Below are 24235 nucleotides of genomic sequence, written 5' to 3' on the forward strand. Positions count from 1 at the left end.
TACCGCGCTGCCGCCGCCGCTGCCGCCGCCGCCGCCGCTCCCGCCCGCGCCGCCGCCGCCGCTCCCGCCGCCGCCGCCGCTCCCGCTCGCGCTGCTGCTCGCGCTTCCGCCGCCGGATCCGGGCCCTGCGCCTGCGCCGAGGCTCGTGCCCGAGGGGGTGCCGCCCAATTCATCGCCCCCGCATCCGAGGGCCGCGAGCGCGGCGAAGGAGACGAAGCACGAGCCCAGGGTGTTGCGAAGCACGTTCATGATGAGAAAACACGTCGCGTTTTCGCCCCGCTTGTCAAGCCCGAAGCGATTTGCGGTATCGTCCCGAACCATGACCGCCCTCGCCGCCGTCCCCCGGGCCAGGCTCTCGTTTTGGAACAAGCTCGTCTACGCCGCGGGGAACACGGGGAACGTCATCGGCTACCAGCTCGTCACGACCTACGTCCTCCGGCTCTACGCGCCACCCGACGACAAAGGCACGGCGCTCATCCCCGCGTTTCTCGCCGGCGCGATCCCGACCTACCTCCTCCTCAACCTCGTCGCGCGGGGCTTCGATACCTTCTGGGACCCGATCGTCGCGAACTGGTCCGATCGCAGCAAGCACCGCCTCGGCCGCCGCCGCGCCTTCATGATCGCGGGTGTCTTTCCCCTCGCGCTCACGGCGGGCCTCATCTTTTTCCCGCCCACGGCCGCCACCTCGCTCGTCAACGTCGTCTGGCTCGGCGCCATGCTCACGGCCTATTACGCGATGTTTTCGGTCTACGTCGCGCCCTACCTCGCGCTCCTGCCCGAAATCGCCCCCGACAAGCAGGAAAACACCTCGCTCTCGACCCTGCTCGCGGCCGCGGCCCTCCTCGGCGCGCTCGGCGTCATGGTCGTCGCCCCGGCCCTCTTCCTCGGCAAAGGCGGCAACGACCGCGTCGAGCTCCAGACCATGGCCGGAGCCCTCGCCCTGCTCTCGTTCGTCCTGATGCTCCTGCCCGTCGTGTTCCTCGACGAACGGCGCCTCGTGATCCGCGCGGAGGCCTCCGGCGCCGAGCCGAGCCACCTCGGCCTCGTGGATTCGCTGCGCGCCACCTTCGCGGACCGCGCCTTTTTGACGTATGTCCTCGGGTACACGCTGTATTTCTTTGCGTTCAACATGATCTCGACGGGCGTGCCGTTTTATGTCGAGGTGCTCATGGGCCGCCCGCTCGCGGAGGTGGGCAAGCTCCTCGGCCCCATGTTCGGCGTGGCCGCCCTCGCGTTTCCCTTGCTCGGCGGCCTGGCGCGGCGTTTCTCCAAAAAAGGCACGATGATCGCCTCGTCCCTCGTCTTCGGCGGATTGATGACCCTCCTCCCGTGGGTCCACGACGTCCGGCTCGGCATGGTCATCTTTGCGCTCGCGGGCGTCCCGGTCGCGATCTTCATGGCCATCCCGAACGCCATTCTCGCGGACGTGTGCGAGGCGTCCACGCGGCGCACGGGCCAGCGCCGCGAGGCCATGTTCTTCGGGGCGCAGGGATTCTTGCAGAAGATCTCGCTCGGCGTCTCGACGGGCGTCTTTCAGTGGGTGAAAGACGCCCTCGGCAGCTCCGCGGACAAGCCCCTCGGCGTGCAGGTCACGGGCCCGCTCGCCACGGCGATCCTCGTCCTCGCGGCCCTCACCTTCGCGCGGTACCCGGAGGCGCGGGTCACGAAGGAGATGGAAGGGGCGGGGTGAGCCTCACGGCCGCGGCACCACCGCGAATTGCGGCTCCGTGCTGTAGTCCGGCTTCACGCTCCTCGCCATGAACTGGTCCCACGCCTCCTTGGCGCCCGGGATCTTCGATTCCACCGCCGCCGCGAGCGCCGGCTGGAGATTCGAAGGATACCCCTCCGTGCTGGGCGAGTAGCCGACCATCTCGCCTTCCTGGAGCATGAGCGCGGCCGCCATCTCCGCGCCGCCACAGGACGCCGATTCCAGGGCCGATTGCCCCTCCAGCGCCAGCGTCGCCTTGTAGGCCTCGGCGAACGTCGGGTAGAACGTGCCTTGGGCCGTGTCCTTCACGCGCATGTGGTAGACGCTCGCGAAGATCCAGCAGAAGTCGGGACCGACCATCCGCCCGACCGGGAACTTCGCCTTGTAGTCGAGCAGCGGCCGCGCGTCCTCGAAGCCGAGCGAAACCAGGTGGCCGACGCTCCACGTGAAGAAGTCATCCATCCACGGCGCCACCGTGCCGTCGTCGTAGACCGAATAACCATTGGTGATGATGCCGAGCGCGTTCGCGTCCGCATGGTCGAGGTAGGTGGTCTTGTACCAGTCGAGGTTATAACCGACGCGGTCGGTGAAATACTTCTTCATCGGATCGGCGTCCGGCGTGATGTACGCCGCCTGCCCCAGCGTCCGCAGCGACCAGGCCTGGCCGCGCGTCTGATCGAATTGCACGAGCCCCTTCTCCTGTCCGCGGTACCCCGGGTTCGACTGGAGCATGTTGAAGTTCGCCCAGAACTGGAGCTCCTCCAGGTAGTAGCGATCCCCGGTGAGCAGATAAGGCAAGTAGACAAACGAAGGCTGGTGCGCCGAGTCGGGATCGAAGGGGCTCGTGCAGTCGCCCGCGCAGGCGGGGAACGCGTCGGAGACGCCGGTCTCGGGATTGACGGCGTCGCCGGGATTGCCGAGCAAGGTCATGTACGCGTGATCTTCGAGCGAGACGGGACGATCGGTCTCCTTGTCGCGGAAGTGGATGGGCCAGCTCCCCGCGCCGTCCGCGGTCCCGAGCGTGGCCCGCTTCGCGCGTTCATCCATGGAGAGGAGCCACATCGCGCTCCAGCCCGGCATCGGGCCGATATCGGGCCTTCCCCCGGTGGCGGGCATGTAGGGGTTTGCCAGGCCGATCCCCATGGGCTCGTACACCTTTTCGCCGTACTGCGCATCGATGTTCGCGAGCGCCGCTTCGGCCGGCACCAGCGTGGGATCGAAGTGCGGGACGGCGCCGGTGGAGAGCAGATAAGGGATGTCGTGCTGGACGTCGACCTTGGGATCCTCCCCCCACCAGAATGCCTTGCGCCAGCGCGCCCGTCGAAGATGAACGAGCCCGCTCTTCGTGGAGATGGATGCCTCGTCGGTGTCGATCGCGAGATCGTAGGTGAAGTTCTGCGGGTTCGGCTCGTACGCCCAATCGTTCTCGACGGTCACGCTCACGAACGCGCTCGGCTTGCCCGCATAGGCGCGCACGTCGAACCGCGCCGTGAGGTGCGGGTGCGCGCCGTCGGGGCCGGCCACCGGCGCCACCACGGACCACTCGGAGACCAAGGGGCCGTCGAGCCAGGCGGGTCCCTCCTTGGCCTCGAGGAGCGAGCGCGCGGACGCCTCGTAATGCGCGCCCGCGAGGTCCACCGAAACCTTGGCGTCGAACGTCGTCGCGAGGAGATCCGACGCCGCGACGGACGCGCCATTCTCGCCGGCCTCCGCGGGATACAGCTCGAGCGTCGTGCTGCCGCTGCCGGGCAACGTGGGAATACGCGCCGTCAGCACGGCGTGGCGGAGCGAGCCATCGGCGTGCGTCGCTTTGGCGTCGACCTGGAGGGGGACCTCCACGCCCTCGATACGCGCCGCCACGGTGGCGCCGGCGGGCACGTCGCCGACCACGAAGGGCTGCGCGAACGTGACCCGCACGTCCTGCCGATCGGACGCAGCGCCGCTCCGATCGACGACGACGACCTTGGTGAACGTCTCCCCCAGCGGAGAAGGACCGCCGGTGCCGCCGGTGCCGCCGGTGCCGCCCGTACCGGCGGGATCGGTGCCGCCGCAGGCCGCCAGGAAGGCGAGCGCGGCAAAAGCTGTGGTCAACGAAAAAGCAAGATTCCTCATCAGCAATCTCCGGGCACGTCGGCCTTGGGCTGAAGCCGGCCGTGTGCTTGCAAAAGGAGGCGTTGTCGTCCGGACCGTCGACAGCACAACCACGTCCGATTGCGAAATGCAATGGCTTCGCTCGTTTGTGTCCATGGCTTCGCGTGGGACCACATGATTCGAGTATGGATGTGGTTTTCGCGAAATCGTCCTACGACGAGGCGCGGCGTCGCTTCCCAGGGGCGGATTCGACGTGCTAGCGTCCGGTCATCGAAGTGACATCGCCGATATCGGGAGAGGTATCGGTGCAGCGTCCCGACGCCAGATCATTGCCGTCGGGAGAAAGAGTTTTGAATATGCTGAAATCGACCTTGCTTTCCCCGCGGCTTTGGCTCCCGCTCGTCGGGCTCACGGTGCTGTTCGCGGCGTGCGGAGACTCGTCCAGCACGCCGAACGAGCCGACGAACGCGTCCTCCTCCTCCTCCGGAGCGGGTGGATCGGGCGGCAGCGGTGGGGCCGGCGGCGAGGGGGCCGGTGTGACGTTGCCGGGCCCCGACGCGGATTGGGGGACCGGGAGCGACATCGGCTCTCTCGAAGGCAACGTGTGGACCCCGGGCCGCGATGAGAACGGCCTCGTCAATGCCGACTCATGGGCGCTCGTGCCCGGCGGACAATGGATCGAGGTGAACGGTACGAGGCTCGATGCCCTCGACGCCGAGGTAAAGGAGAAGGTCCCAGGCTGGAATGATTATGGCTCGGGCGACTGGAGCGCCGTCACGACCGCGTGGAACTCCCCCGCGTTCGACCCGGAGGGCAGCCGCGCGTGGTGGGTCTCCTCCGGCGGGCACGCCGATTCGAGCAACAATGGCATCTACCGGTTCGACGCGTTCCGGATGGCCTATGCCATCGAGCACCTCCCCTCGGACACCACGAAGTGGAGCGAAGCCTACAAGTCGGCGAGCACCTTCACGAGCTGCCCGGAGTCTTCCGCGGAGTTCGACGCCGCCGTCGCCGCGGGCACCTTGAAGGAGGAGAACGACTGGTTCTACGACGAGGTCTACTGGGATCGGCAGCCGACGGCGCGCCACACGTACTCGGGCGTGGTGTACGCGCCGAAGACCAACGAGCTCGTGATGGCCGTACGGCGCCTCTGGCGTTATTCGCGCGACGAGGGCAAGTGGGTCTACAAGCGGCTGCCCGCCATGGATTGGCAATACAAGCTGGGCGAGGAGAACCTCGCCATTTACGACGAGTACAAGGACCAGGTCCTCGTCGCGTCGTGTGGCTCCAACGGGCCGTGGAGCAACACCTTCGACATGAACACGTCGAACTGGACCGGCGAGGGCACGTCCTGGAATGGCTGGGACTGGAACGGCGCCGCCGATGCGCGCTTCGGCGATCTCGTTGGCATCATCAAGGTGCCGGAAGATCCCGCGACCGGCCAGTACGCGGCCAAGGGCCTGTACCAGCTCTTCAACGTGAAGGAACGCAAGGTCGTGAAGAGCGGCACCGTGCAATACGCGGACGGCCTCTCGGCGGTCGATTTCCCGGTGGGCGACGGTGGCGCCGGTATGGTGTACATCCCGCCGCTCGACCGCTACTGGGTGGCGGCGAAGACCAAGGAAGGCAAGCTCGGCTGGTTCGAGCTCAATCCCACGACGGAGCCGTGGACGCTCGGCCGGCTGGTGCAGGACGGCCCGACCCCCTCGCTCACGGAGGGCAACACCCTCGTGCGCCGCCGCATGCTCTGGATGCCGAAGCTCCACGCGCTCGTCTTCCTCGGGGTCGCGGAGAAGAACATCCTGGTCTATCGATTCTGAGGGGGATCGCGCGGAGGCACGGCACCTGCGAACCGGGTGCCGTGCGCCGACGCGGGGCTCGATCAGAGCGCGACCAGAACGGAGAAGCCGCCCCAGAACATGCGCTTGCCGTCGAAGGGCGTGTCCTCCGGCTTGTGGTTCGCGACGCGCGGGTCCTTCATGACCTGCTCGTTGACGCGATCGCGATGCTCGCGCGACTCGTAGACGATGTAGGAGAAGACGACCGTCTCGTCCTCCTTCAGGTGAACGGCCTGCGGGAACGACGTGAGCTTGCCGGGCTGGACGTCGTCGGCCACGCACTCGATGTACTCGAGCGCGCCGTACTCCCGCCATACCTTGCCCATCTCCTCCGCCATCTTGCGATATGCCTCCACGTTGGCCTTGGGGACGGGGACCACGAAACCATCGACGTACTTCGCCATGACAACCTCCTCGGTTTGTCTTAGCACGGCCTCGCGACCGTCGAGGGGTTCATGGGACCCGACCGGGCAGAACCTTGGGTCCTTTGCGCGCGGGCCCGGCCGGGGTAGAGTGCCCCCCGTGTATACCCTCTACATCGCGAACAAAAACTATTCGTCCTGGTCGCTTCGGCCGTGGGTCCTCATGCAGGAGGCCGGCATTCCCTTCGAGGAGCGGCTGCTCCCGTTCGGCGACGAGGCCGCGTGGGCGCCCTTCCGCGCGCTCACGCCGGCCGGGAAGGTGCCGGCGCTCGTCGACGAGGGGCGCGTGATATGGGATTCGCTCGCGATCGTCGAATATCTGGCCGAGCGGCACCCCGGCGTCTGGCCGCGCGACGCCGAGGCCCGCGCCTTTGCGCGCAGCGCGGCCGCCGAGATGCACGCGGGCTTCACCGTGCTGCGTTCGTTTTGCAGCATGAACGTCGGCATTCGCGTGCGTTTGCGCGAGACGCCGCCCGCGCTCCTGCGTGACGTCGGGCGGATCTCGGCCTTGTGGACCGAGGGGCTCACGCGGTTCGGCGGGCCCTATCTCGCAGGGGACACGTTCACGGCGGTGGACGCCTTTTTCGCGCCGGTCGTCTTCCGCGTGCAGACGTACGGGCTCGCCCTCGGGGACGCCGCCGCGGCCTACACGACGCGGATGCTCGACCGCCCGTCGATGCGGCTTTGGTACACGCAAGGGCTCGCCGAGACCTTGCGCGACGAATCCCACGACGCCGAATGCCGCACCGTCGGGGAATGGACGGCGGATCTCCGGGCGATCTGAATCCCCTCAGCGGATCATGTATCCGCCGTCGATGGCGAGAGACGTCCCCGTCACGTACGACGACCAATCCGAGAGCAGGAACACCACGGGCCTGCCGATCTCTTCCGGGCGCGCATAACGGTTCATCGGCACGCCCGACGTGAAGGCCGCGAAGACCGCGTCGCCCTGGTTCACGTGGCTCCAGATCTCCGTCTCCACCGGCCCGGGCAGCACCGCGTTCACGCGGATCCCCTCGGCGGCGTAATCGAGCGCCGCGGCCTTGGTCAACCCGACGAGCGCGTGCTTCGCCGTCGAATACGCGCCGAAGGTCTGCGCACCGACCATGCCCAGGATCGAGGCGCAGTTGACGATGGCCCCGCCCCCGCTCTTGCGCATGGCCCGGATCTGGTGCTGCATGCACAGGAGCACGGAATCCAGGTTGACGGTCATCAGCTTGCGGTATTCGTCCAGCGGCAGGTCCGCGAGTGATCCGAGCGGCCCGGGGATCCCCGCGTTGTTGAACGCGCCGTCCAGACGCTCGAAGGCCTGCAGCGTGCGCGCCACGAGCGCCTCGATGTCCGCGGGCACGGAGACGTCCGTGCGCACGAACAGCGCCTTGCCGCCCTCGCCGCGGATGCGCTCCGCGAGCGCCTCGCCCTTCTCCTCGCGCCGGCCCGCGAGCACCACCTTCGCGCCCTGACGCGCGGCCTCCAGCGCCGTCGCTTCGCCGATGCCCGACGTCGCGCCGGTGACAATGATCACCTTATCCCTGAGAAGCATGCTCGTTCCACCTCTTCCACGTCCCCCCGTGGCGCCGCATACTCCGCAGGTGGTGCCGAGGTCAACGCAATTCCATCCGCTCCCGCGTGGCATACCTGCTCTCGTCAGCGCTTGCTTTCGAGGGCGCGGCCGAGGAGCTCCACGAGCTCGTGGGATCTTCGAATACGGTGGGGAGAGGGGGCGGCGGGGGCGGCGGGGGCGGCGGAGGAGCGGCTCCGTAGGCGGGAGGGAACGTGGCGGGTTATGGGCCCCGAGCGCCGGCGGCAGGAGCGCGTCGGCTCATTCGCTCCAGTACGATTCCGTCAGCACGCTGAAGCCGGAGACGGTATCGACGAAGAACGCGACGTTGTTCCCGCTCCAGGGATCATGCGCGTAGCTGAAATAGCAGCCCTTGAAGGAGCGCCCCGTGATCCGCGCGTCGAGGTTCGCGAGCCCTTGCGCGACGACGCTCGGAGGGAGCTGATCATATCGGTTCGCATAATCGACCGTGGCCTCGACCTCCGCGCGCACCTCTGCCGCGTCGGCGAGGTTGGATCGGATGCTCGTGCCATAGGGGAGGGAGTCAGGATCGATCCCGAAGCACTCCAGCCCCTGCATGGAATAGTACTGCGACCCCGTCGTGAGCTCGTACCTGTCGAAGTGGCGGGCCATGATCGCGCCGAAATCAGGCTGCGGCAGCGCGTTCACCGCCGCGATCAGGTCCTCGAGGGGATCACTCAACGTCGCGGCGTTCCGGAGGTTCCGCAGGCTCACCGAGCCGATCCCCGCCGTGGCGGCGATGCTCTCGACCGTCGTGAAGGGTCGCAGGTTGAGGAGGTTCACCGCGCCGTTCCACGCGTAGGGCAGGATGTCGTGCAGCTCCGTGGAGCTGACCGAATTCACCAGCGAAACCATCCGGGACGCGTCGTCGGCGGAGACCGCCAGCTCGTCGATGATTCCGACACAGCTCGCCCCGATATACCCCTCGCTCCGCGCCCCGCCTTCGATTTGCTCGAGGCGCGCGGAACCGACGAGCGGAACGGAAGAGACGTCCGCCAGCGTCGCGAAGGGCGAAAGGGCGCGATACCCCACGAGGTTCGATGCCACGTCGCTCGGCAGATACTGATCCAGCGTCTGGAACGATGCCACGTTGAGGAAATCGATGATCCCCTGGCATTCCGGCGCCACATCGACATCGGTCTCGGTGAGCGGCGCTTCTTGTGTCCCGAGCAGCTCGGACGGCTCCTGGGAATCGATACCACCACAACCAACGACGAAAAAGCTCATGGCAAGAAAGGGCAGAGCTAGACAGCGCATTGGAGACTCCTCGTGGTAAGCAGGTCGAGGCGCCGAAGATAGCAGCGAAGACTCTGACGGCAAATCCATATAATTTTCTTCGTATACGATCAGGTGACCGAGCAAGCAGCGCCGCGCGTGTGGGGGGCGACAGGTGCAATTCTGTGTTTCTTTTTCGTGAAGATCACGAAACGCCCTGAAGGCACACGCGACGGCGCCGGGTGGGAGGAGACCGTCTCCGGGAGGGGGAGGACGGTCTCCAGAGACAGAGGCGCGTGTCTTCCGGGAGGGTGCGACCCTCTTGCAAGAGGGTCGGGAGCGTCGTCGAGGGGGAGGAGAGCCTCCTCCGGAAGGGGCGCGGGTGTCTCGGGGAGGAAGGACAGGGCCTCCAGGGAAGGACGCGACCCTCCTGCAAGAGGGTCGCGCGTGTCCTTGGGGTGCATGAGAACCCTGTCCCGGAAGGGACGAGGGGTCGCGAGCGGCGGTCGGGAGGGTCTCGGAGAGGGGGGATGGCATTCGAGGGGAGGGACGAGAGCGTCCTCCGGGAGGGGCGAGAGCCTCTTGAAGAGGGATGGCGGTGTTTTCGAAAAGGGTTGGGAGCGTTTTTGGGGGGGATGGGACCGTCGTGGGGGAGGGGCGAGAGGGGCGCCCGACTTCCGCCTTGCCCCTGCCCGTTCGTCCTGCGACCCTCGACCTCTCCGCAGGAGACCGTCTTGAGCCGCGCAACCGTCCTCCTCGCCGTCCTCGCCGTCCTCGCCGCGAGCCCCGCGTGCGCCGTGACCCCCGCCGGCAGCCACCCCGACGTCGTCACCATCGAGTCCCCGCGCCCCGCAGCCCCGCAACCCGGCCCCCGCGCGGCCTCCGTGATCACCACGTCGGCCACCCTCGACGTCCCCGCCGCCGTGATACGGGCGCATTCGAACGCGTGGAGAAGATCCCCGACTCGGCGCTCGTTCTTCGATCCGACGAATCGGGCGCGAAGGACATCACCTTCCACGCCCCCGACGGCCGCGTGCACGAGGGCGATCTGCTCCGCCCAGGGACGGGCGTCGGCGCGCACGTCGTCGGCGACGTCGCCGTCATCCTCTCTTTGCCCCGTCCCGCGACGAACGACGACGTGGTGCTCGATCGCCCGCTCGAATTCGCACTTCTGCCGCGCGCGAGCACCACGGCGCGCCGGCTCCCGGGGCGTTACGCGAAGCACCTCTTCGACGCTGGGCCGGCCCTCTGGATCGGCAGCCACATGCTTTCGGGCCCGCTGGTCTTCTCGCTCATCGACAAACGCTCCCAGGACATCCTCGCCTCCGCCGTGGCGCGCGACGATGCCCAGGGGGGATGTGCGATCGCAGGCGCCGCCGCCGGCGGCCAGAATGCGCTGGCATTCGTGGAGGCCGGCGCGGATTGCCGGCCGCGGATCCGGGTCGTGCGGGTTTCGCGCTGACGTCGCCGAGCATCAGCGCAAGAGCGCGTCTTGCAGGTACGTCACCCAGCTCCCGGTCTTGACATCCATGGCCTTCATGCTGCCCCCATCGTCCCAGTAGGCCCAGGCAATGCCTCGCAGCTCGGCTTCGCGCCGGATCAGGCGCACGTAGGTCGCGCGTGATGGCTGATCGGCGTTGTCGATGCAGCCGAACTCGCCCATGTAGACCCGGCGCCCGGTGGCCTGGATGTAGCGGTCCACCTTCTCGAACTCGGCCCGCACCCCCGCCGGCCCATTGGGGTTCTGCGACGCGGGCTGTGTATTGTAGCGGGTGAACCAATCGTTCACCCAGCCCACCCGCTGCGCCGCGGGGACAGGCGTGAGCGGCGCGGCCGGGGGGCCGGGGAAGACGATCCCGGTCGTGCCATATTCCGGATCCATCCACGGCGAGCCCTGGTGCGTGAAGAGGATGGGCTGATACATGTGAAACGTGGGGATCAGGTTGGGGTCGTCCTCGGGCAGGACGAGCTCGTCCAGCCAATCCGCCGAGGCCCAGAAGTAGCCGTCGACGATGATCCGCCGCGTGGGGTTTTTCGCCCGGATGAGGGTGATGGCCTTGTTGGAGATCTCATTGACGATGGCGGCGTTCAAGTTTCCGTTGGGCTCGTTGAGCAGCTCGAAGACCACGCTCGGGGGGCGATTCGCGTAGCGCTCGGCGAGCTGCGCCCAGATCCCCAGGAACCGCTCCTTGTGCGCGGCCGGGTCCTTCATCAGCTCCTCATAGTGGTGGAAATCGACGATCACCGAGAGCCCCCGCGCCGTCGCCCGATCGAGCGCCCAGTCGACGCGCCCGAGGAAGGCCGCGTCGAGGGTGAACGGCTCGCTCGCCTGCGCGTGCGCGTTGAAGCGCACCGGGAGCCGGACGTGATCCAGGCCGGCGGCGGCCGCCATCTCGAAATGGCGCTCGTCGAGCGTCACCCCCCAGGCCCCCTCGCTCGGCGCGTCGAGGGCGTTGCCCAGGTTGATGCCGCGCCGGAAACCCTCGAATGGCGCGGAATGCGCGACCCCGGCGGGGTTCGGCGTGATGTCCCGGGCCGAGCCCCGAGGGATGCAACCGGAGACCAGGGGAATCCACAAAAGTACAGGCCACGACGCGCGCATTCGAATCGCCTCCAGCCGCCACGCTGCCATGACGAGCGGCCGGCGGCAAGACCGGTTCCGCGGCATTGCGTGGGGAGACGATTCCGCTGCCGCACGAGGCCGCTGCGCTCGAAGTGGCGCCCACGTGTGTCCCTCGACGACTGTGAAGCCCGTGTGAAGGAATGTTGGGACAGTGCCTTCCCCTTCGCCGGGCGTGGACGTGCCGCTACAGTGCGCGGCACGAGGTGATTCGATGGACACGACGACGGCTTCCCCGAACTCGCTGAACCGCGCGGATGTGCGCGACCTGCTCGACCGGCTGCACCGCCGCGCGCGTGGAGACTACCTGAAGCTCCCCTTCAAGGTGCCGGCCCTGGCCAAGGGCCTTCTCCGCGGCCAGACGGTGACGGAAATCTTCACGGCCGGGGTGGCGCGTGATCTTTATCTGCCCGTCTCGCCCGAGCAGGGGCGTTTTCTCTACCTGATGGCGCGCACCGTGGGCGCGCGGTCGATCGTCGAGTTCGGGACATCGTTCGGCCTTTCGACCCTCTACCTCGCCGCGGCGGTGACCGACAATGGGGGAGGGAAGGTGATCGGCACGGAGCTTGAGCCGGGCAAGCACGCGGTCGCGACCGACAACCTCCGGGTCGCGGGTTTCGGCGAGGTGGCCGAGGTGCGGCTCGGCGACGCCCTCCAGACGCTGCGCGATGTGCCAGGGCCGGTGGACATGGTGCTGCTCGACGGCTGGAAAGACCTGTACATGCCGGTGCTCGAGCTGCTCAAGCCGAAGCTCCGCAAAGGTTCGGTGGTGCTCGCGGACAACATCTTCACGTTCAAGAAGGCGCTGCGGCCGTTCGTAGAATATATGCAATCGGGGAAGAACGGATTTCAGTCGACGACGCTCTCCATCGCCGACGGCTTCGAATATTCGTATTACGAAGGGGCGTAATCGCTCGCGGGAGGCGGAGGCGGGAGCAGGAGCGGCCGAAATCTGTTTGTGGACCGTTCTCGAGGAAGGCAGGGCAGGTCGAGCGCCAGAACCGTCGCCTTCGCCGCGGCGGCACGGTAGAAGGACGCAGAACGGACCCATGACCCGCCGCCACCTCAGCCTCCTCGCGCTCGGCGCGCTCCTCATCGGCTTCCTCGTGATCCTGCTCCGCGAGCCCGCATGGGCCGCGCGCAACGCGGCCATCCTCGTGGGTTTGATCGCGGCCGTTCTCTGGACCCTCGCGCGAGATTTCGTGATGGGGCAGGTCCCGGAAGAGGACTACAGCGCGCTTTCGTCATGGCTCGTCGCCCCCAGCCGCCGTAACACCTATCCCGTCGCCCAGATCGCCATCGTCGGACGCCAGGGGTGCGCGCGCGCCGACAGCCGCGCGCTCCGCGACGAGCTACGCGCCGCGCGACGCGCGCTCGCCAGCGAGGGTGTGTACGTGAAGCGCACGGACTGGGAACAGTTCGCGGATCGGCTCGACAAAGCGCCGCTCGTCCTCGATAGGGGCGAGGACGACCTCTTTCGGCTCGCCGTGCTCGGCCAGCTCGACCGCGGGCGAGAGCACCTCGCCGCCCGGGTCGCCGATCTGCGGAACGGCGGCAACGAGGAGGCCCGTGCCCTCGCGCTGCTGCTCGAATGGATGGCCTCCGGCGCGGCCGACGAGGCGGAGGCGGAGAGGATCGCGGAGAAGCTCGATCCGGACGCCACCCACTTCGAGTCCTGCGCGCCCTGGCTCCTCTTCGCTCGCCCCAACAAACGAGCGCGGCGCCTGCTGTCGCAGGCGCGCAAGGAGTGGAAGAAGGACTTCGCGGAAGCCGATGAGGAGGACAGCGATGAAGATTTCGCCGACCACGTCCATCGGACGGGCGCCGTGGTCGAGCTGCTGTCCGTCGTGGTGGCGGCCTGGGACGGCGGCGACGCGCGCGCGAGGCTCCCGCAGGCCTTCCGCACGTACTACGAGAAGTCCGTCGACTTTTACGGGCTCATCGCCCCCGTCTCGGCCGCCTGGCTGGAGACGAAGATCACCGGAGAGCCACGATCGCCCCGTGAGGCGCTGGCGCAGCTTCGAGCCTACATCCCGCCCATCACCCCGCCCCCCGATCAAAAGGCCGCCGCCGCCCCCGCGATCCGGGCGATCGACGCGACCCTCGAGAAGCTCGTGCTGGGCATGGGGCTGACGGTGCGTGAGGGCCCAGGTGGGATCTGGCTCGTGGCGAAGCCGCAGGAGGTCAGCCGGGACTTCATCTGACGGCGCGCGGCCGCTCCCGCGCCACGTCCTCCAGGATGGACCGCGCGATGCGTCAGCACGCGCCAATGGCAAGAACACGGGGCGCTTCGTCTGGCACGGGATCCAGGCGGATTGACGGTGCCGCAATGGAGGGCGCTGAAGGAGGCGCGTGATCCAGGTAGGTCGTCCATCCCCCTCTTCCACCCTACCCGATGCCCGGATATACCCTACCATCCGTGGCTCGAGCCCCCGTAGGGTTGTGATGACGAACGACTGCGCGTTGAGAGACGTTGATTCAGCGACGGCAAGCGAGTCCATAGACAGCTTCGTTCGCAAAGTGGCCCGCGCGCCGGCGATGCAGCCCCCCGTCTCCTTGGAAGTGGGCTCCGTCATCGATGATACATTCCGCGTCGAGCGGGCTCTGGGTCGCGGAGGCATGGGAATCGTCTTCCTTGCGCGCGACATCCGGCTCGATCGACCGGTCGCGATCAAGGTTCTACGCTTCGCCGACGCGCGCGCCGAAAAGCTCATGCTCCGTGAGGCGAGGGTCCTGGCGCGTTGCGCGCACCCCAACGTCGTCACCATCTACGAAGCTGGGACACACGCGGGGCAGGTCTTCCTCGCCATGGAGTACGTGGACGCGGGGACGCTTCGGAGCTGGTTGAACGAGCGATCCCGCACCTGGCAGGAGATCCTCGAGAAGTTCTTGCAAGCCGCGCGGGGACTCGCGGCGGCCCACAAGGCGGGCCTCGTGCACCACGATTTCAAGCCGGATAACGTGCTCATCGGCGAGGACGCCCGCGTGAGGGTGGCTGATTTCGGGCTCGCTCGGGTGATCGCCCCCCAGATGGACAGCGAGGAGCACCTCGGCATCGGTCAAAGCCACGTCCCTGCAGGCACACCGACGTACGCATCACCGGAGCAGCGCACGGGGATCACGGATGCGCGATCGGACCAATACTCGTTTTGTGTTGCCCTTCGTGAGGGGCTCGACGGCGTTCCGCGCGTCCCGAGTCGGATCCGTCGAATCATCGCTCGCGGGCTCGAAGAAGACCCGAGCCGTCGCTGGGAATCGATGGAGGTCCTGGCGACGCAGCTCGAGCTCGCGCGTCGGTCGAGCGCGCGGCGGCTCGTGGCGCTCGGTATCTCCATCGCAATGGCAGCATCGCTCGGGTTCGTCGCATTGCGCCCCAAAGCGCTGGTCGTCGACCCCTATGCGTGGACCGGCAGCACCTACGATGGGTACGACGCGGACTTGGGTGCGACGGACGAGCGTACGTGTTTCCTCACGGGATTCTCCGCCAACCTCGAGGGCGTCGACTGGACGAGGCCCGCACGCGCGGGTATTTACGAGGATCCACAGTCCAAGCGGTGGGGGCTGGAAGTGGACTCTGCCAGAGGAGGGGTCGTGCATGTCGAATCGGCGTGTGTCGATAGCATAACTGGATACATCGGTGTCAAGAGCTGGGACAGCGCGTCGAGCGATCCCCATCCGATCCAGCTCGCAGCCGTGACGCCGCGTCGTCAATGTTTCTTCACCGAAATCGCCGTCGTGGATGGTCTGGAATCCGAATTGGATGACGTGCGTGTTTGGCACGACGGGCAAAATTGGTGGCTCGGGGGGAGCCGCGCGAGCCCGGGAAAGCTTGGGCTCCGCGCCTACGCGGCGTGTATGGACATCGGTCGCGCGTTCACGTCCGGGAGCGTCGAGGGTCAAGCGACACCCTTGAAGAACGGCGTACCGGGGCAGGACCTGTCCCCTGACGCCAAAGTATGTTTTCTCTCCAGTGTTGGTGGGAGGTTTCGCTCGGACGAGCTCTACGACGGAGCGGGCATCCGCTACGATAAGCGGACAAAGAAGTGGCAGGTTTATGCCACGAAGGGAAAGCGCGTGTCGTACGTCTGCGTCAAGTAGACCTTGTGCTCCTTTGGAGGCGAAGGTATGTCGAAAGTGCCTGGAAATTCGGCCGACAGAATCGAATTCGAAGCGGAGATGCAGAGCTTATTTCGTGCCGGTGAGCTCAGGCAGGTGGTCACACGGACGTTGCAAGCGTATGGGCCCGAGGTCTTCGGCTTCTTGTTCGCGATCGTCGGCTCGGAGCACGATGCAGCGGACATCTTTGGTGAATTCAGCTTCGACCTATGGGCAGGCATCGCTGCCTTCGAGTGGCGCTGTTCGCTGAGAACGTGGGTCTACACGCTCGCTCGGCATCAACTTGGGCGATTCGATCGCACGCAAAAGAGGGAGCGGCGGCACCTGCGTCAAACCCCTTTTTCGGACATTGCGGAAATCCTGCAGTTCGCGGCGCAGCTCAGCTCCGAGACGCTGCCCCATTTGAAGAGCAACGCCAAGTCGGCCTTTGTTCGCATGCGTGAAGAGCTCGATCCGGAGGACCAAATGCTGCTCATCCTCCGCGTGGATCGGAACCTCTCTTGGACCGACGTGGCGAGCGTGATGGGGGGGGTCAACACCGCGGCGCTTCGCAAGCGCTTCGAACGGCTCAAGGAGCGGCTGCACGAGATGGCTCGCGCGGAGAAGCTCTTGCCGGAGTGACAATCCGCGAGGGCGCGACGCGTCGAACGCGTGGCCCGAGGCCTGCGCGCACGACCGATCGACGCGGGGGCGGGAGGCCAAGGGCCGGCGAGATGGGGTAGCTTGCGCGGCCTCATTCCCGCCCTCGACGCTCTTTTTTGTCCCCAGCAAGATTTCGACGGTCACGCGTCGAGCGAGCGTGGCTCTACCACAGATGTCACGCGCCGCGCATGGCGCATCACGCTCGATCTATCCATTGCTCGATGGCTGGAAGAAATGCCGCCATGGCGGAGCTACGTGATTTTTGTCTCTGCCGAAGATGATCGGACGGCGTGAACGAGGCGGCCGAAAGAAAGGATGAGGAGATTCATATGAAGCGATGGTATATCGGATTGGGCGCGTTCGCCACGCTACTGTCTTTCCACCTCGATGCGCGTGCGACTTGTACCGAGGGCATGAAACAGGACTGCATCAGCGCGAGCGGCTGCCCAGGAGAGAAGGAATGTATCCTGGGATTCGACTGGGGCACGTGTGAATACATTCCGGGTGCCAAGATAAGCTGTACGGCTCCGACCGCGACTTGCGGCAATACCGCGGGGACCAGGACATGCGACGAATACGGTAATGCCGGTGCATGTACCGCTACACAATCGTTCTGCAATACCAATGACTGCGACGCCGTCAACTACGCAGAGCTTTCCTCGCTTGCGAATCGAATCGAGGACCACTTCAACCCGTATGGCGGAACGCAGCTCGCGGTTGTTCGCAAGCAGAGCAATGGCCAGCTCTGCACGGTCACCCGTAACCACGGATTCGCTGTGAGTGCCTGGGATGTGTACAATCACAGCACGGCGATTTCGACCATGACCTACGACATTCCGATGAACATCTGGAGCGTTTCCAAGGCCCTTACCGGGGCGCGCATGGCGGAAGTTCTCGCGGCGCTCCAAATAAGTCCCCAGGCCGCGATCGGTCCCTACATCCCCAATTGGCTGTCCCCAGGCCCCGGTGTCGAAAAGATCACGTTCGAGGAGCTGTTGGAGCACAAAAGCGGTATGCCGCAGCCAGCCGGGGACTGCAACGTCCCGTCCGTGTTCCATGACTGGTTGGAAGAGGGTTGCGAGATACACTTCATCACACAGGAGTGCCTCAACAACGGCACCGATGAGTACAACAGCATGACGTACGTGTTGCTGCAGGTGCTCATCGCCAACATGACAACCAACCTGTCGCAGGAGATGACGAATTACGGCAAGTCGGACGCTTGGACGGCAGGGAAACTGCTGGATCTGCATGTAAGGGGCAGCTATTTCATGGGGGAAGCTGCGTACTCAGGCTGCACCCACACGCTTTCTCATTCCCCTTTTGCGTATCCGCCGAATGCCACGAGTACAACGGCGGGCTACCAGTACGGCACGGATTTCAACACAGGATGCGGCACAGGAGGATTCGCTTTGACAGCGTATGACCTGGCCAAAACCTTCTCTTTGCTGTATGCTGGAGACATCATGCAGCAGGAAGCTGTCGATATGGTTTTCGATTCAGGCTACGGTATGGACTGGGCTGGAACGACCATCGGCGGGACTCCTTTTGTGATGAAGGGTGGCGGATTCGAGACGAGCGGCACGGAGCAGCAGTCGATTCTGTTCGTCTTCAAGGACCATCCCGGAACGGTCGTCGTTCAGAACACCAATATCCACTCAGATGACAACGTGGGCATGCTCGTCAACGCTTGGGATGAAGCCAGGCTCTGTGCCAATGGGGTGCCTGCTGAAGCGTTGGGCAATCAGATGTGGGGGTGCCCAGGTTCGGAATCCTACGCAAATAAGGCGACGCTTTGCGGATCCGAGACCCACGTCTGCACACCTGCCGAGTGGGAAGCCAGGAGATTCTCAGGGGCCGCCGGGACCCCGGATCACATCTACTGGACGGACTATGGGTCCACCGAACTGGGCTATTCCGGAAGCTCGAGCAACTGTTCCGCGCGCTACGTGAATGCTTCGCCGGCGGGCACGACGTGTGGCAGCAGCGGGAACGCACCGATGCGAATCTGCTCGGGAACTTCGGATGCGGAGGGGAATGCGTGCAACTGGACGGGGTGCAAGTACGAGTCGTCAACCAATACGAATTATTGGGGTGGATGCCTCGGCAACACGACGGCAGGCGCACTCTGTTGTGCGAATCGTCCTTGTGCGGATGGCACTGCCGAACAGAGCTGGGGCACGAACATGTATGGCTGTGCGGGCTCCGTTTCCTATGCCAACCGAGAGAGCCTTTGCGGCCATCGGATGCATGTGTGCACCGCCGAGGAGTGGAACGCCAAACGGGCGTCAACAGCCCCCACGCACATTTATTGGACGGACAATGGGGCGTCGGACCTCGGTTTTTCTGGCTCGGGTTCGAACAACTGCGCCGCCAAGGCATACCCCTCGACAGGGACCACGAGCTGCGGCACGCTTGACAGCAATGGCGACAGCACCCGTCCGATGCGCGTTTGCTCGGGAACCTCGGATGCGGAAGGAAACACCTGCACGTGGACGGGGTGCAAGTATGAGAGCGAAGCCGCGGCCAACTACTTCGGTGGCTGTGTGGGCAATGCAAATGCGGGTGCTCTCTGCTGTCCTGACTGAGATAAGAAGCCCGGACGAGCCCATGGAACGCGCTTCCCGGCAGCGGAGGCGGAAGCCCGAACGGAAGCGGGCGTGGCGCCGGAGGCGGAAGCCCTACGAATCGGAAGGCCCGAGCAGCGCCGCGCTCTTCGATTCGGCCTCCGTTTCCTCGCAACAACGCTTGTACTTCTTGCCGCTTCCGCAGGGGCACGGGCCTTTGCGGGCGGGGCCCTCGGGGGGCGCCTGTCTCCTGCCAGGGGCCACGTGATCCCGCATCGCGCGCAGCACGCCGAGCGTGAGATCCGGCCGGAAGGGCACGTGGACTGCCGCGATCGCGGCGCGCGGCAGGTAGAGCGCCTCCGGCGCGGCGCGGGCGGCCCACGGGGTCAACATGAAGAGCCACGTCAATGCGTTTGAAAGGCCCTGCGACCCGCGCAGATAACATTGGAAGGTATTCGCCACGACCGCGCAGGCGAGATCCTCCGGGACGTCCTCCGGTCGCTCGTACCGGAGGGGGCCCGCGGGCCTCGATTGCATGAGGGCCACCCATAGGTGCGCGCCGAGGTCCCGCACGCATGCTTGCCGCGCCTCGGGCGAATCCCGATCCGTCTCCGCGATCCCGCGCGCGAGCTTGCGTATCGCGCCCGTGACCTTGCCGTGGGGCGTGCCTCTCCATTTGACGGGGATGTCTGCGCCGAGCGTCTTCTCCGCCTCGGCGCGGAGCCGCGCGTGGCGCATTCCGATCGCGAGGATCCCGAGCGCGCCGTCGATGTTCTGAAGCTCGCTCTCCGCTTCCTGGTAAAACCGTTTGTACTTGGCGAGCAGGGGCTTGCCGACCCGGGCCGTGGCCCAGGCGCCGCGGATCGCGAAGGGCAAGAATCCTTGCCGCGTGGTGGGCCAGGAGAACGTGCCGCCCTCGCCGAACATGTCGAGGAGACCTGGGGGAAACGTCTCTTGGCCGTCGAGGGTCGCGAGGATGGCGAAATGGCTCATGGCCCAGAGGGTCCGCCAGTACGCGCTGAGCGCGTCGTCGTAGATGGGCTTTGGCTTGTCGGTCTTGCGGAGCAGCGGCAGGAGGATCTGGCGGGCTTCGTCGAGCTCGACCGCGGCGCGGAGGTAGAGGTGCAAGAATTCGAAGCCGTAGAGCGGCTGGAGCGCCGAGATCGCGACGAACTCCTCGCGCGAGAGCTCGTCGGCGGCCTCGTAGATCCGCCGGAGCAGCGCTTTGACCCCTTTCCCCCCGGCGAGCGCCTTCGCGGCCTCCATGCGCTCGCGCAGCTCCCCGACCTTGGCGGCGATTGCGTCGATCTGCCCGCGCGTGACCACGGGCAGGTTCGAGACCTTCATGCCCGCGCCGAGGCAGGTGACGAACCTCCCGTCGCGCGTGACGATGAGGAAAGGCCCCTCCTCGGGGTGATCGAGCGAGAGCGCGACACGCTCGGCGCCCTCGGGCACGCGAGCCCGGTCGAAGAGGTACCGGAGCAGGCCCTCGTCCCGGTACAGGGAGAGCGCGAGCTCGACATGCGGGAGCGAGACACGATCGAGCCGGGAGAGGAAGTGGTGCGCGTGTCCCATCGAAGCGATGGAAGAGCAAGCGCATCCCCGGTGCAACGAGGAAATGCAAGCAGCCCCGCCAGGCACGAATCGAACGACCCCGGGCAGCGCGGGCCGCGTCGACGCCGGCCGACGGCGGCGCGGCACTCCGTTCGCATGCGTGATCCGGCGGGCCCCTACATGCCCGGAAGGAGGAATGAATTCATGACGAGGCTGGAACGATGGCCGCTCTTGGCGTCGCTCGCGTTCGCTTTGATCGCCCTGCCGGCCGCCGCCGGCGCGCAGGGGGCGCAGCCGGACAAGATGACGCCGTCACCCGTGGACACGGGCGGCAAGTCGCTCGAGGCGTTCCTCGACCAAGGCAAGGAGTGGGAGGTCTCGCTCAGCTCCGCCTCGCCGGCGGCGCGCGACACCATCCTGAAGTGGGCACAAGGCGGCAAGCTCGACAAGGTCGAGATGTATACCCTGCCCGGTGGCCAGGTGTTTTTCGAGGCTCACATCAGCAAGGGAGGGGAAGAGCTCGAGGTGCTCGTGACGTCCGATGGGCAGACAGTCGCCGCGGGTCGTGACATCGCCGATTGACGCGGCGTTCGCCGGACCGAGCGCGCGCATTCACAAACACGTCAGCCATCCCCGCCATCCCACACACGCCGCCCGCCGCTCCGTCGCGCGCGAGGCCTCCGCCGCGAGCGGGTGCATGAAGCGCGCATAACAATCACGCCGGAGCCCGAGCATGCGTTCGTCCCACGGCGGATGGGGTTCGAAGATGGCAAAGGCGGCCACGCACGCGTTTTCCTCGGGGAGCACCTCGGAGAGGTCGACACGCAGGCTCCTCCGCGTCGATTCGAGCACCAGCACCGAGAAGGGCGTGTCGAGCGCTGCAAAGAGGCGCCTCGCGTCGGCGGGCGCGCTCTGGCCGAGTTCGCGCGTGAGGTCCATGGCCCGGTTCATGACCGCCGTCGAGGGCCACGGATCACGCCGGTAGGCGGCGAACGCGCCTTCGAGCAGCTTGACGGCCTCGGCGCGTCGGCCCTTCGCGTATTCGTAGCGGGCGCGGATCACGTCGGCCTCGATCGGGAAATCACGCGCGTGCCGTTCGAGCAGCGGGAGCACGGCGTCGTCGGCCTTCCACGCGAGCCCTTCGGCCACGAGCGTCGTCTCCACCGGGCCGACCGGGGCTTGCTCCTGGAATCCCCATTTCGCGAGCGCACCTTCGAGGTTGCCCGCCGCGTAATTGACGAGCGCCTGCACGCGCACCTCCGCCTCCGGCGTGAGGTGCTCGGGCATGGCCGGGTCCGAGCCGTCGCCGGCGACCTGCGCCGCGCGATCCTCCGCGACCCGCACGAAATCGAGGTTGCCCGATTTCAGCTTCGGGCGATCCTCCTTGCGGTGCCGGACGGGCTCGAAGAACGTCGAGACCGAGCCGAAATTGCCGACGGCCCGCGCGAAGCCGAACTCCACGCGGTTCCGGTCGTCCGTGTTGTAGACGGCGCCGGGCACGTCGGCGAGGGCCCGCGCGAAGGGAGGGCCGGCGACGTAATGCGCGAAGAGCCCCTCGATGCCCTCGGTGCGCCAGGCATTCAAGAGGGCCCGCCGATAAGGCTCTGCGGCGAGCTTCGTCCGGAGGAGATCCGTATCGTGCACGAGCGGGGCCTCGGACGCGACGAGGACGAGATCACTCCAGCCGAGATACCACGTCTCCACGGCCGGAAAGACCGAGGCGAGCGTCGCATAGATCGTGCGGAGCGTCTCGACGTCGATCTCGTAGATCTGCACCCATTGCAGGAAGAGCCCGCCCTCCTTGAGGCGGCCGCGCACGGCGCGGTAATACTCCTGCGTGAACAGGCTCGCGACGCCGGCGCGGTACGGGTTCGACGGCTCGGAGAAGACGACGTCGTAGCGGGCCGGTACGGTGGGGAGGATTTCGCGCGCGTCGCCGAGGAGGACACGAACCTTCGGGTTCGAAAGGACGTCCTCGTTCACCGGCGCGCAGCGGCGGCCGATTTCCAGCATGGAGGGCTCGAGCTCGGCGACGTCCACGCGCTCCATGGCGGGCACCTTGCCGAGCCACCCGGCCGAGCTGCCGGTGCCGAAGCCAATCACCATGGCGTGCTTCGGATCGGGGTGGAGCAAGGCGCCGAGGAGGCCGCCCATCACCTGCGTCGAGGCGTCGCCGCGCGCATTGCCGTCGATCTTGCCATTGACGACCATCGCGATGCCGTCGGTGCCGTCGATGGCCACGCTGCTCTCGCGCCCCTCGGTTTGCCAGATGATCAAGCGCTTGACGTCCTCGATCCAGGCGCGCGTGAACGCGGGGGTGTCGAGCAAGACGCGATCGACGCGGCCCGCGCCGATGGGCGTATGCCGGAGGACGGCCGAGGGGCCCGGCGTGAGAATGGCGGCGAAGGCGAGGGCGGCCGAGAGCGGGGCGGCGATCATGCGCCGCAAAGCAGGGACCCGAAACGCGAAGAACGCCGCGCCGGCCGCCATGGCGAGGAGCCCGAACACCACGACGCGCATGGATCCGAGGGCGCCGAGCGAGGGGACGAGGAGAAACCCACCGGCGAGCGAGCCGACCATGGCGCCGAGGGTGTTGTGCGCGCCGACGGTGCCGAGGTGCGATCCGACGCGGGTCCGGCCCTCGCCGAGCAATGCGACGAGGAGCGGATATTGCACGCCGGCCACGAGCGCCGCCGGGAACGCCATGATGGCCGTGAGCGCGATCCAGCCGGGCACGTAATGAAAGAGGCCCGCGCCCGCCTCGGGACGGACCGCGAGCGCGAGCACCGCGAGCCGATCGCCGAGCGCAAAAGGAACGGCCACGAAGAGCGCTTCGAGCGCGGCCGTGAGCGCGAGGCCGCGCGCCGACGGGGCGCGCTTGCGGAAAAGGAGGGGATACAAGAGGCCCCCGAGCCCGATCCCGAGGAGGACGACGGCGAGGATGACGCCGAACGTATACACCGTGCCGCCGAGCAGCGGGCCGAGGAGCCGATACCAGACGAGCTCGAGCCAGAAGAACAAGAACCCCGAGAGCGCGGCGAACACGAGGACGAACCGCGGCGGCATGTTCGCCTTCGATTCCGCGGCGTTCTCGTCGGCCTTCGAGGTGGGCTCCTCGGTCATGGGGGCGAGCCGTTGGTCCACGAGGAGCGCGAGGCCCGCGACGATCGCATTGAGCAGCGCGGCGACCCAGAGCGCGCCGCGGGTGCCGAGCGTCTCCAGGAGGAGGAGCGTGCAAAGCGTGGCGCCCGCGACCGCGCCGAGGGTGTTCGCCGCATACAACCAGCCGACGGCGCGCCTCTGCGTATCCGTTTGGCTCTCGGCCGAGCGCGCGGCCGAGGGCAAGGTGCCGCCCATGAGGACCGTGGGCGCGCCGATGACGAGGGCCGCGAGCGCGAGGCGAAGGGCCGTGCCGAGCGTCATTCCGAGGAGAAAGGTGCCGCCCGCGGCGCGATACACGATGCGCGCGAGGTCGATCGCGAACGGGCTGACGGCGGCGAGGGCGGCAATGGCAAGCTCGAGGCGGCCATAAAGGCGGAGCGGCCGGGGCGAGGCGTCGCTGCGCTTGCCGAAGAGCAAGCTGCCCGCGCCGGCGCCGCCGATGAAAATCGCGAGCACGGCGGCGCTCGCGGCCGTGGAGGACCCGAACACGAGGCGAAGCTCACGTTGCCAGGCCGTCTGGTACACGAGCGCCGAGAGGCCGGAGCCGAAGAGCAGGAGCGCGACCTTGAGGGGATGGGCCGAGGAGCTCGGAGGGGAGGGGCGGGGCTGGGTCATCGGGTGGGGCGCGCATCCTAGATCGAGAGGAAGCGGGAGCGGAAGCGGCAAGCGGGCGCGGAGGCGGGGGCGGAAACGGAGGCGGACCCGGAAAATGGAGGCG

18 protein-coding genes and 1 pseudogene are annotated in these 24235 nt (G+C 66.9%); 11 read left to right on the forward strand and 8 right to left on the reverse strand.

Translation table 11 applies throughout. The annotated features are described in order from the left end of the window. Window positions 1-249, reverse strand: a pseudogene (locus tag E8A74_RS32155) (hypothetical protein); the annotation flags it as partial. Between the two features lie 70 nt (window positions 250-319). Here E8A74_RS32155 and E8A74_RS32160 point away from each other — a divergent pair. After that, window positions 320-1690 (forward strand): MFS transporter, encoded by a 1371-nt coding sequence (locus E8A74_RS32160; RefSeq protein ID WP_170229534.1) that lies wholly within the window; start codon window positions 320-322, stop codon window positions 1688-1690. 3 nt (window positions 1691-1693) lie between these two features. Here E8A74_RS32160 and E8A74_RS32165 read toward each other — a convergent pair whose 3' ends face one another. Next, window positions 1694-3799: a hypothetical protein gene (locus E8A74_RS32165; RefSeq protein WP_136932944.1), complete on the reverse strand. Its 2106-nt coding sequence runs from the start codon at window positions 3797-3799 to the stop codon at window positions 1694-1696. A 356-nt stretch (window positions 3800-4155) separates the two neighbouring features. Here E8A74_RS32165 and E8A74_RS32170 point away from each other — a divergent pair, with 356 nt between their 5' ends. Continuing rightward, the gene (locus tag E8A74_RS32170) at window positions 4156-5619 is read left to right on the forward strand and encodes a hypothetical protein (protein ID WP_136932945.1); all 1464 of its coding nucleotides are present in this window, start codon (window positions 4156-4158) and stop codon (window positions 5617-5619) included. A gap of 62 nt (window positions 5620-5681) precedes the next feature. On the opposite strand, the gene E8A74_RS32175 is transcribed toward E8A74_RS32170, so the two are convergent. Beyond that, entirely contained in the window at window positions 5682-6041 is a 360-nt protein-coding gene (locus E8A74_RS32175) for a DUF1428 domain-containing protein (RefSeq protein ID WP_136932946.1), read from the reverse strand. 118 nt (window positions 6042-6159) lie between these two features. Here E8A74_RS32175 and E8A74_RS32180 point away from each other — a divergent pair, with 118 nt between their 5' ends. Beyond that, on the forward strand, window positions 6160-6843 hold the full coding sequence (locus tag E8A74_RS32180) for a glutathione S-transferase N-terminal domain-containing protein (protein ID WP_136932947.1): 684 nt from the start codon (window positions 6160-6162) through the stop codon (window positions 6841-6843). 6 nt (window positions 6844-6849) lie between these two features. On the opposite strand, the gene E8A74_RS32185 is transcribed toward E8A74_RS32180, so the two are convergent. Continuing rightward, on the reverse strand, window positions 6850-7602 hold the full coding sequence (locus E8A74_RS32185; protein WP_136932948.1) for an SDR family NAD(P)-dependent oxidoreductase: 753 nt from the start codon (window positions 7600-7602) through the stop codon (window positions 6850-6852). Between the two features lie 279 nt (window positions 7603-7881). Beyond that, a complete protein-coding gene (locus tag E8A74_RS32190; RefSeq protein ID WP_232379845.1) occupies window positions 7882-8868 on the reverse strand; it encodes a helix-hairpin-helix domain-containing protein in 987 nt (328 codons plus the stop codon). A gap of 934 nt (window positions 8869-9802) precedes the next feature. Between E8A74_RS32190 and E8A74_RS32195 the strand changes: the two genes are divergently transcribed. Beyond that, on the forward strand, window positions 9803-10318 hold the full coding sequence (locus E8A74_RS32195; protein ID WP_136932950.1) for a hypothetical protein: 516 nt from the start codon (window positions 9803-9805) through the stop codon (window positions 10316-10318). Window positions 10319-10330: 12 nt separating this feature from the next. Here E8A74_RS32195 and E8A74_RS32200 read toward each other — a convergent pair whose 3' ends face one another. After that, window positions 10331-11458 (reverse strand): glycoside hydrolase family 5 protein, encoded by a 1128-nt coding sequence (locus tag E8A74_RS32200; protein WP_170229535.1) that lies wholly within the window; start codon window positions 11456-11458, stop codon window positions 10331-10333. A gap of 232 nt (window positions 11459-11690) precedes the next feature. Between E8A74_RS32200 and E8A74_RS32205 the strand changes: the two genes are divergently transcribed. The 6 genes from E8A74_RS32205 (at window position 11691) to E8A74_RS32230 (ending at window position 18822) form a co-directional block, all read left to right on the forward strand. Beyond that, entirely contained in the window at window positions 11691-12386 is a 696-nt protein-coding gene (locus tag E8A74_RS32205) for an O-methyltransferase (protein WP_136932952.1), read from the forward strand. Window positions 12387-12525: 139 nt separating this feature from the next. Continuing rightward, on the forward strand, window positions 12526-13680 hold the full coding sequence (locus E8A74_RS32210) for a hypothetical protein (RefSeq protein ID WP_136932953.1): 1155 nt from the start codon (window positions 12526-12528) through the stop codon (window positions 13678-13680). A gap of 334 nt (window positions 13681-14014) precedes the next feature. Then, complete coding sequence (locus E8A74_RS32215; protein WP_269749904.1) at window positions 14015-15574, forward strand: serine/threonine-protein kinase; 1560 nt, start codon at window positions 14015-14017, stop codon at window positions 15572-15574. Between the two features lie 78 nt (window positions 15575-15652). After that, on the forward strand, window positions 15653-16213 hold the full coding sequence (locus E8A74_RS32220; protein WP_269749905.1) for an RNA polymerase sigma factor: 561 nt from the start codon (window positions 15653-15655) through the stop codon (window positions 16211-16213). A gap of 102 nt (window positions 16214-16315) precedes the next feature. After that, window positions 16316-16528, forward strand: a complete 213-nt coding sequence (locus E8A74_RS32225; protein WP_136932956.1) for a hypothetical protein — start codon at window positions 16316-16318, stop codon at window positions 16526-16528. Beyond that, window positions 16525-18822: a serine hydrolase gene (locus tag E8A74_RS32230; RefSeq protein ID WP_136932957.1), complete on the forward strand. Its 2298-nt coding sequence runs from the start codon at window positions 16525-16527 to the stop codon at window positions 18820-18822. Before E8A74_RS32225 ends, E8A74_RS32230 begins: the two co-directional genes overlap by 4 nt. 93 nt (window positions 18823-18915) lie before the next feature. On the opposite strand, the gene E8A74_RS32235 is transcribed toward E8A74_RS32230, so the two are convergent. Beyond that, window positions 18916-20376: a YecA family protein gene (locus E8A74_RS32235; RefSeq protein WP_136932958.1), complete on the reverse strand. Its 1461-nt coding sequence runs from the start codon at window positions 20374-20376 to the stop codon at window positions 18916-18918. A 183-nt stretch (window positions 20377-20559) separates the two neighbouring features. Here E8A74_RS32235 and E8A74_RS32240 point away from each other — a divergent pair, with 183 nt between their 5' ends. Next, window positions 20560-20937: a hypothetical protein gene (locus E8A74_RS32240; RefSeq protein WP_136932959.1), complete on the forward strand. Its 378-nt coding sequence runs from the start codon at window positions 20560-20562 to the stop codon at window positions 20935-20937. Between the two features lie 30 nt (window positions 20938-20967). Here the strand turns inward: E8A74_RS32240 and E8A74_RS32245 are convergent, their stop codons facing one another. Continuing rightward, the gene (locus E8A74_RS32245) at window positions 20968-24132 is read right to left on the reverse strand and encodes a fused MFS/spermidine synthase (RefSeq protein WP_136932960.1); all 3165 of its coding nucleotides are present in this window, start codon (window positions 24130-24132) and stop codon (window positions 20968-20970) included. Window positions 24133-24235: the final 103 nt, after the last annotated feature.

This window comes from Polyangium fumosum (assembly GCF_005144585.1).
Taxonomy (GTDB): Bacteria; Myxococcota_A; Polyangia; order Polyangiales; family Polyangiaceae; genus Polyangium; species Polyangium fumosum.

Excerpts from the sequence above, each read along its gene's own strand:
- E8A74_RS32160 (WP_170229534.1), top strand. The coding sequence starts at position 320 with ATGACCGCCCTCGCCGCCGTCCCCCGGGCCAGGCTCTCGTTTTGGAAC.
- E8A74_RS32170 (WP_136932945.1), top strand. The coding sequence starts at position 4,156 with ATGCTGAAATCGACCTTGCTTTCCCCGCGGCTTTGGCTCCCGCTCGTC.
- E8A74_RS32175 (WP_136932946.1), bottom strand. The coding sequence starts at position 6,041 with ATGGCGAAGTACGTCGATGGTTTCGTGGTCCCCGTCCCCAAGGCCAAC.
- E8A74_RS32185 (WP_136932948.1), bottom strand. The coding sequence starts at position 7,602 with ATGCTTCTCAGGGATAAGGTGATCATTGTCACCGGCGCGACGTCGGGC.
- E8A74_RS32190 (WP_232379845.1), bottom strand. The coding sequence starts at position 8,868 with ATGAGCTTTTTCGTCGTTGGTTGTGGTGGTATCGATTCCCAGGAGCCG.
- E8A74_RS32200 (WP_170229535.1), bottom strand. The coding sequence starts at position 11,458 with ATGCGCGCGTCGTGGCCTGTACTTTTGTGGATTCCCCTGGTCTCCGGT.
- E8A74_RS32205 (WP_136932952.1), top strand. The coding sequence starts at position 11,691 with ATGGACACGACGACGGCTTCCCCGAACTCGCTGAACCGCGCGGATGTG.
- E8A74_RS32210 (WP_136932953.1), top strand. The coding sequence starts at position 12,526 with ATGACCCGCCGCCACCTCAGCCTCCTCGCGCTCGGCGCGCTCCTCATC.
- E8A74_RS32215 (WP_269749904.1), top strand. The coding sequence starts at position 14,015 with ATGCAGCCCCCCGTCTCCTTGGAAGTGGGCTCCGTCATCGATGATACA.
- E8A74_RS32220 (WP_269749905.1), top strand. The coding sequence starts at position 15,653 with ATGCAGAGCTTATTTCGTGCCGGTGAGCTCAGGCAGGTGGTCACACGG.
- E8A74_RS32235 (WP_136932958.1), bottom strand. The coding sequence starts at position 20,376 with ATGGGACACGCGCACCACTTCCTCTCCCGGCTCGATCGTGTCTCGCTC.
- E8A74_RS32240 (WP_136932959.1), top strand. The coding sequence starts at position 20,560 with ATGACGAGGCTGGAACGATGGCCGCTCTTGGCGTCGCTCGCGTTCGCT.
- E8A74_RS32245 (WP_136932960.1), bottom strand. The coding sequence starts at position 24,132 with ATGACCCAGCCCCGCCCCTCCCCTCCGAGCTCCTCGGCCCATCCCCTC.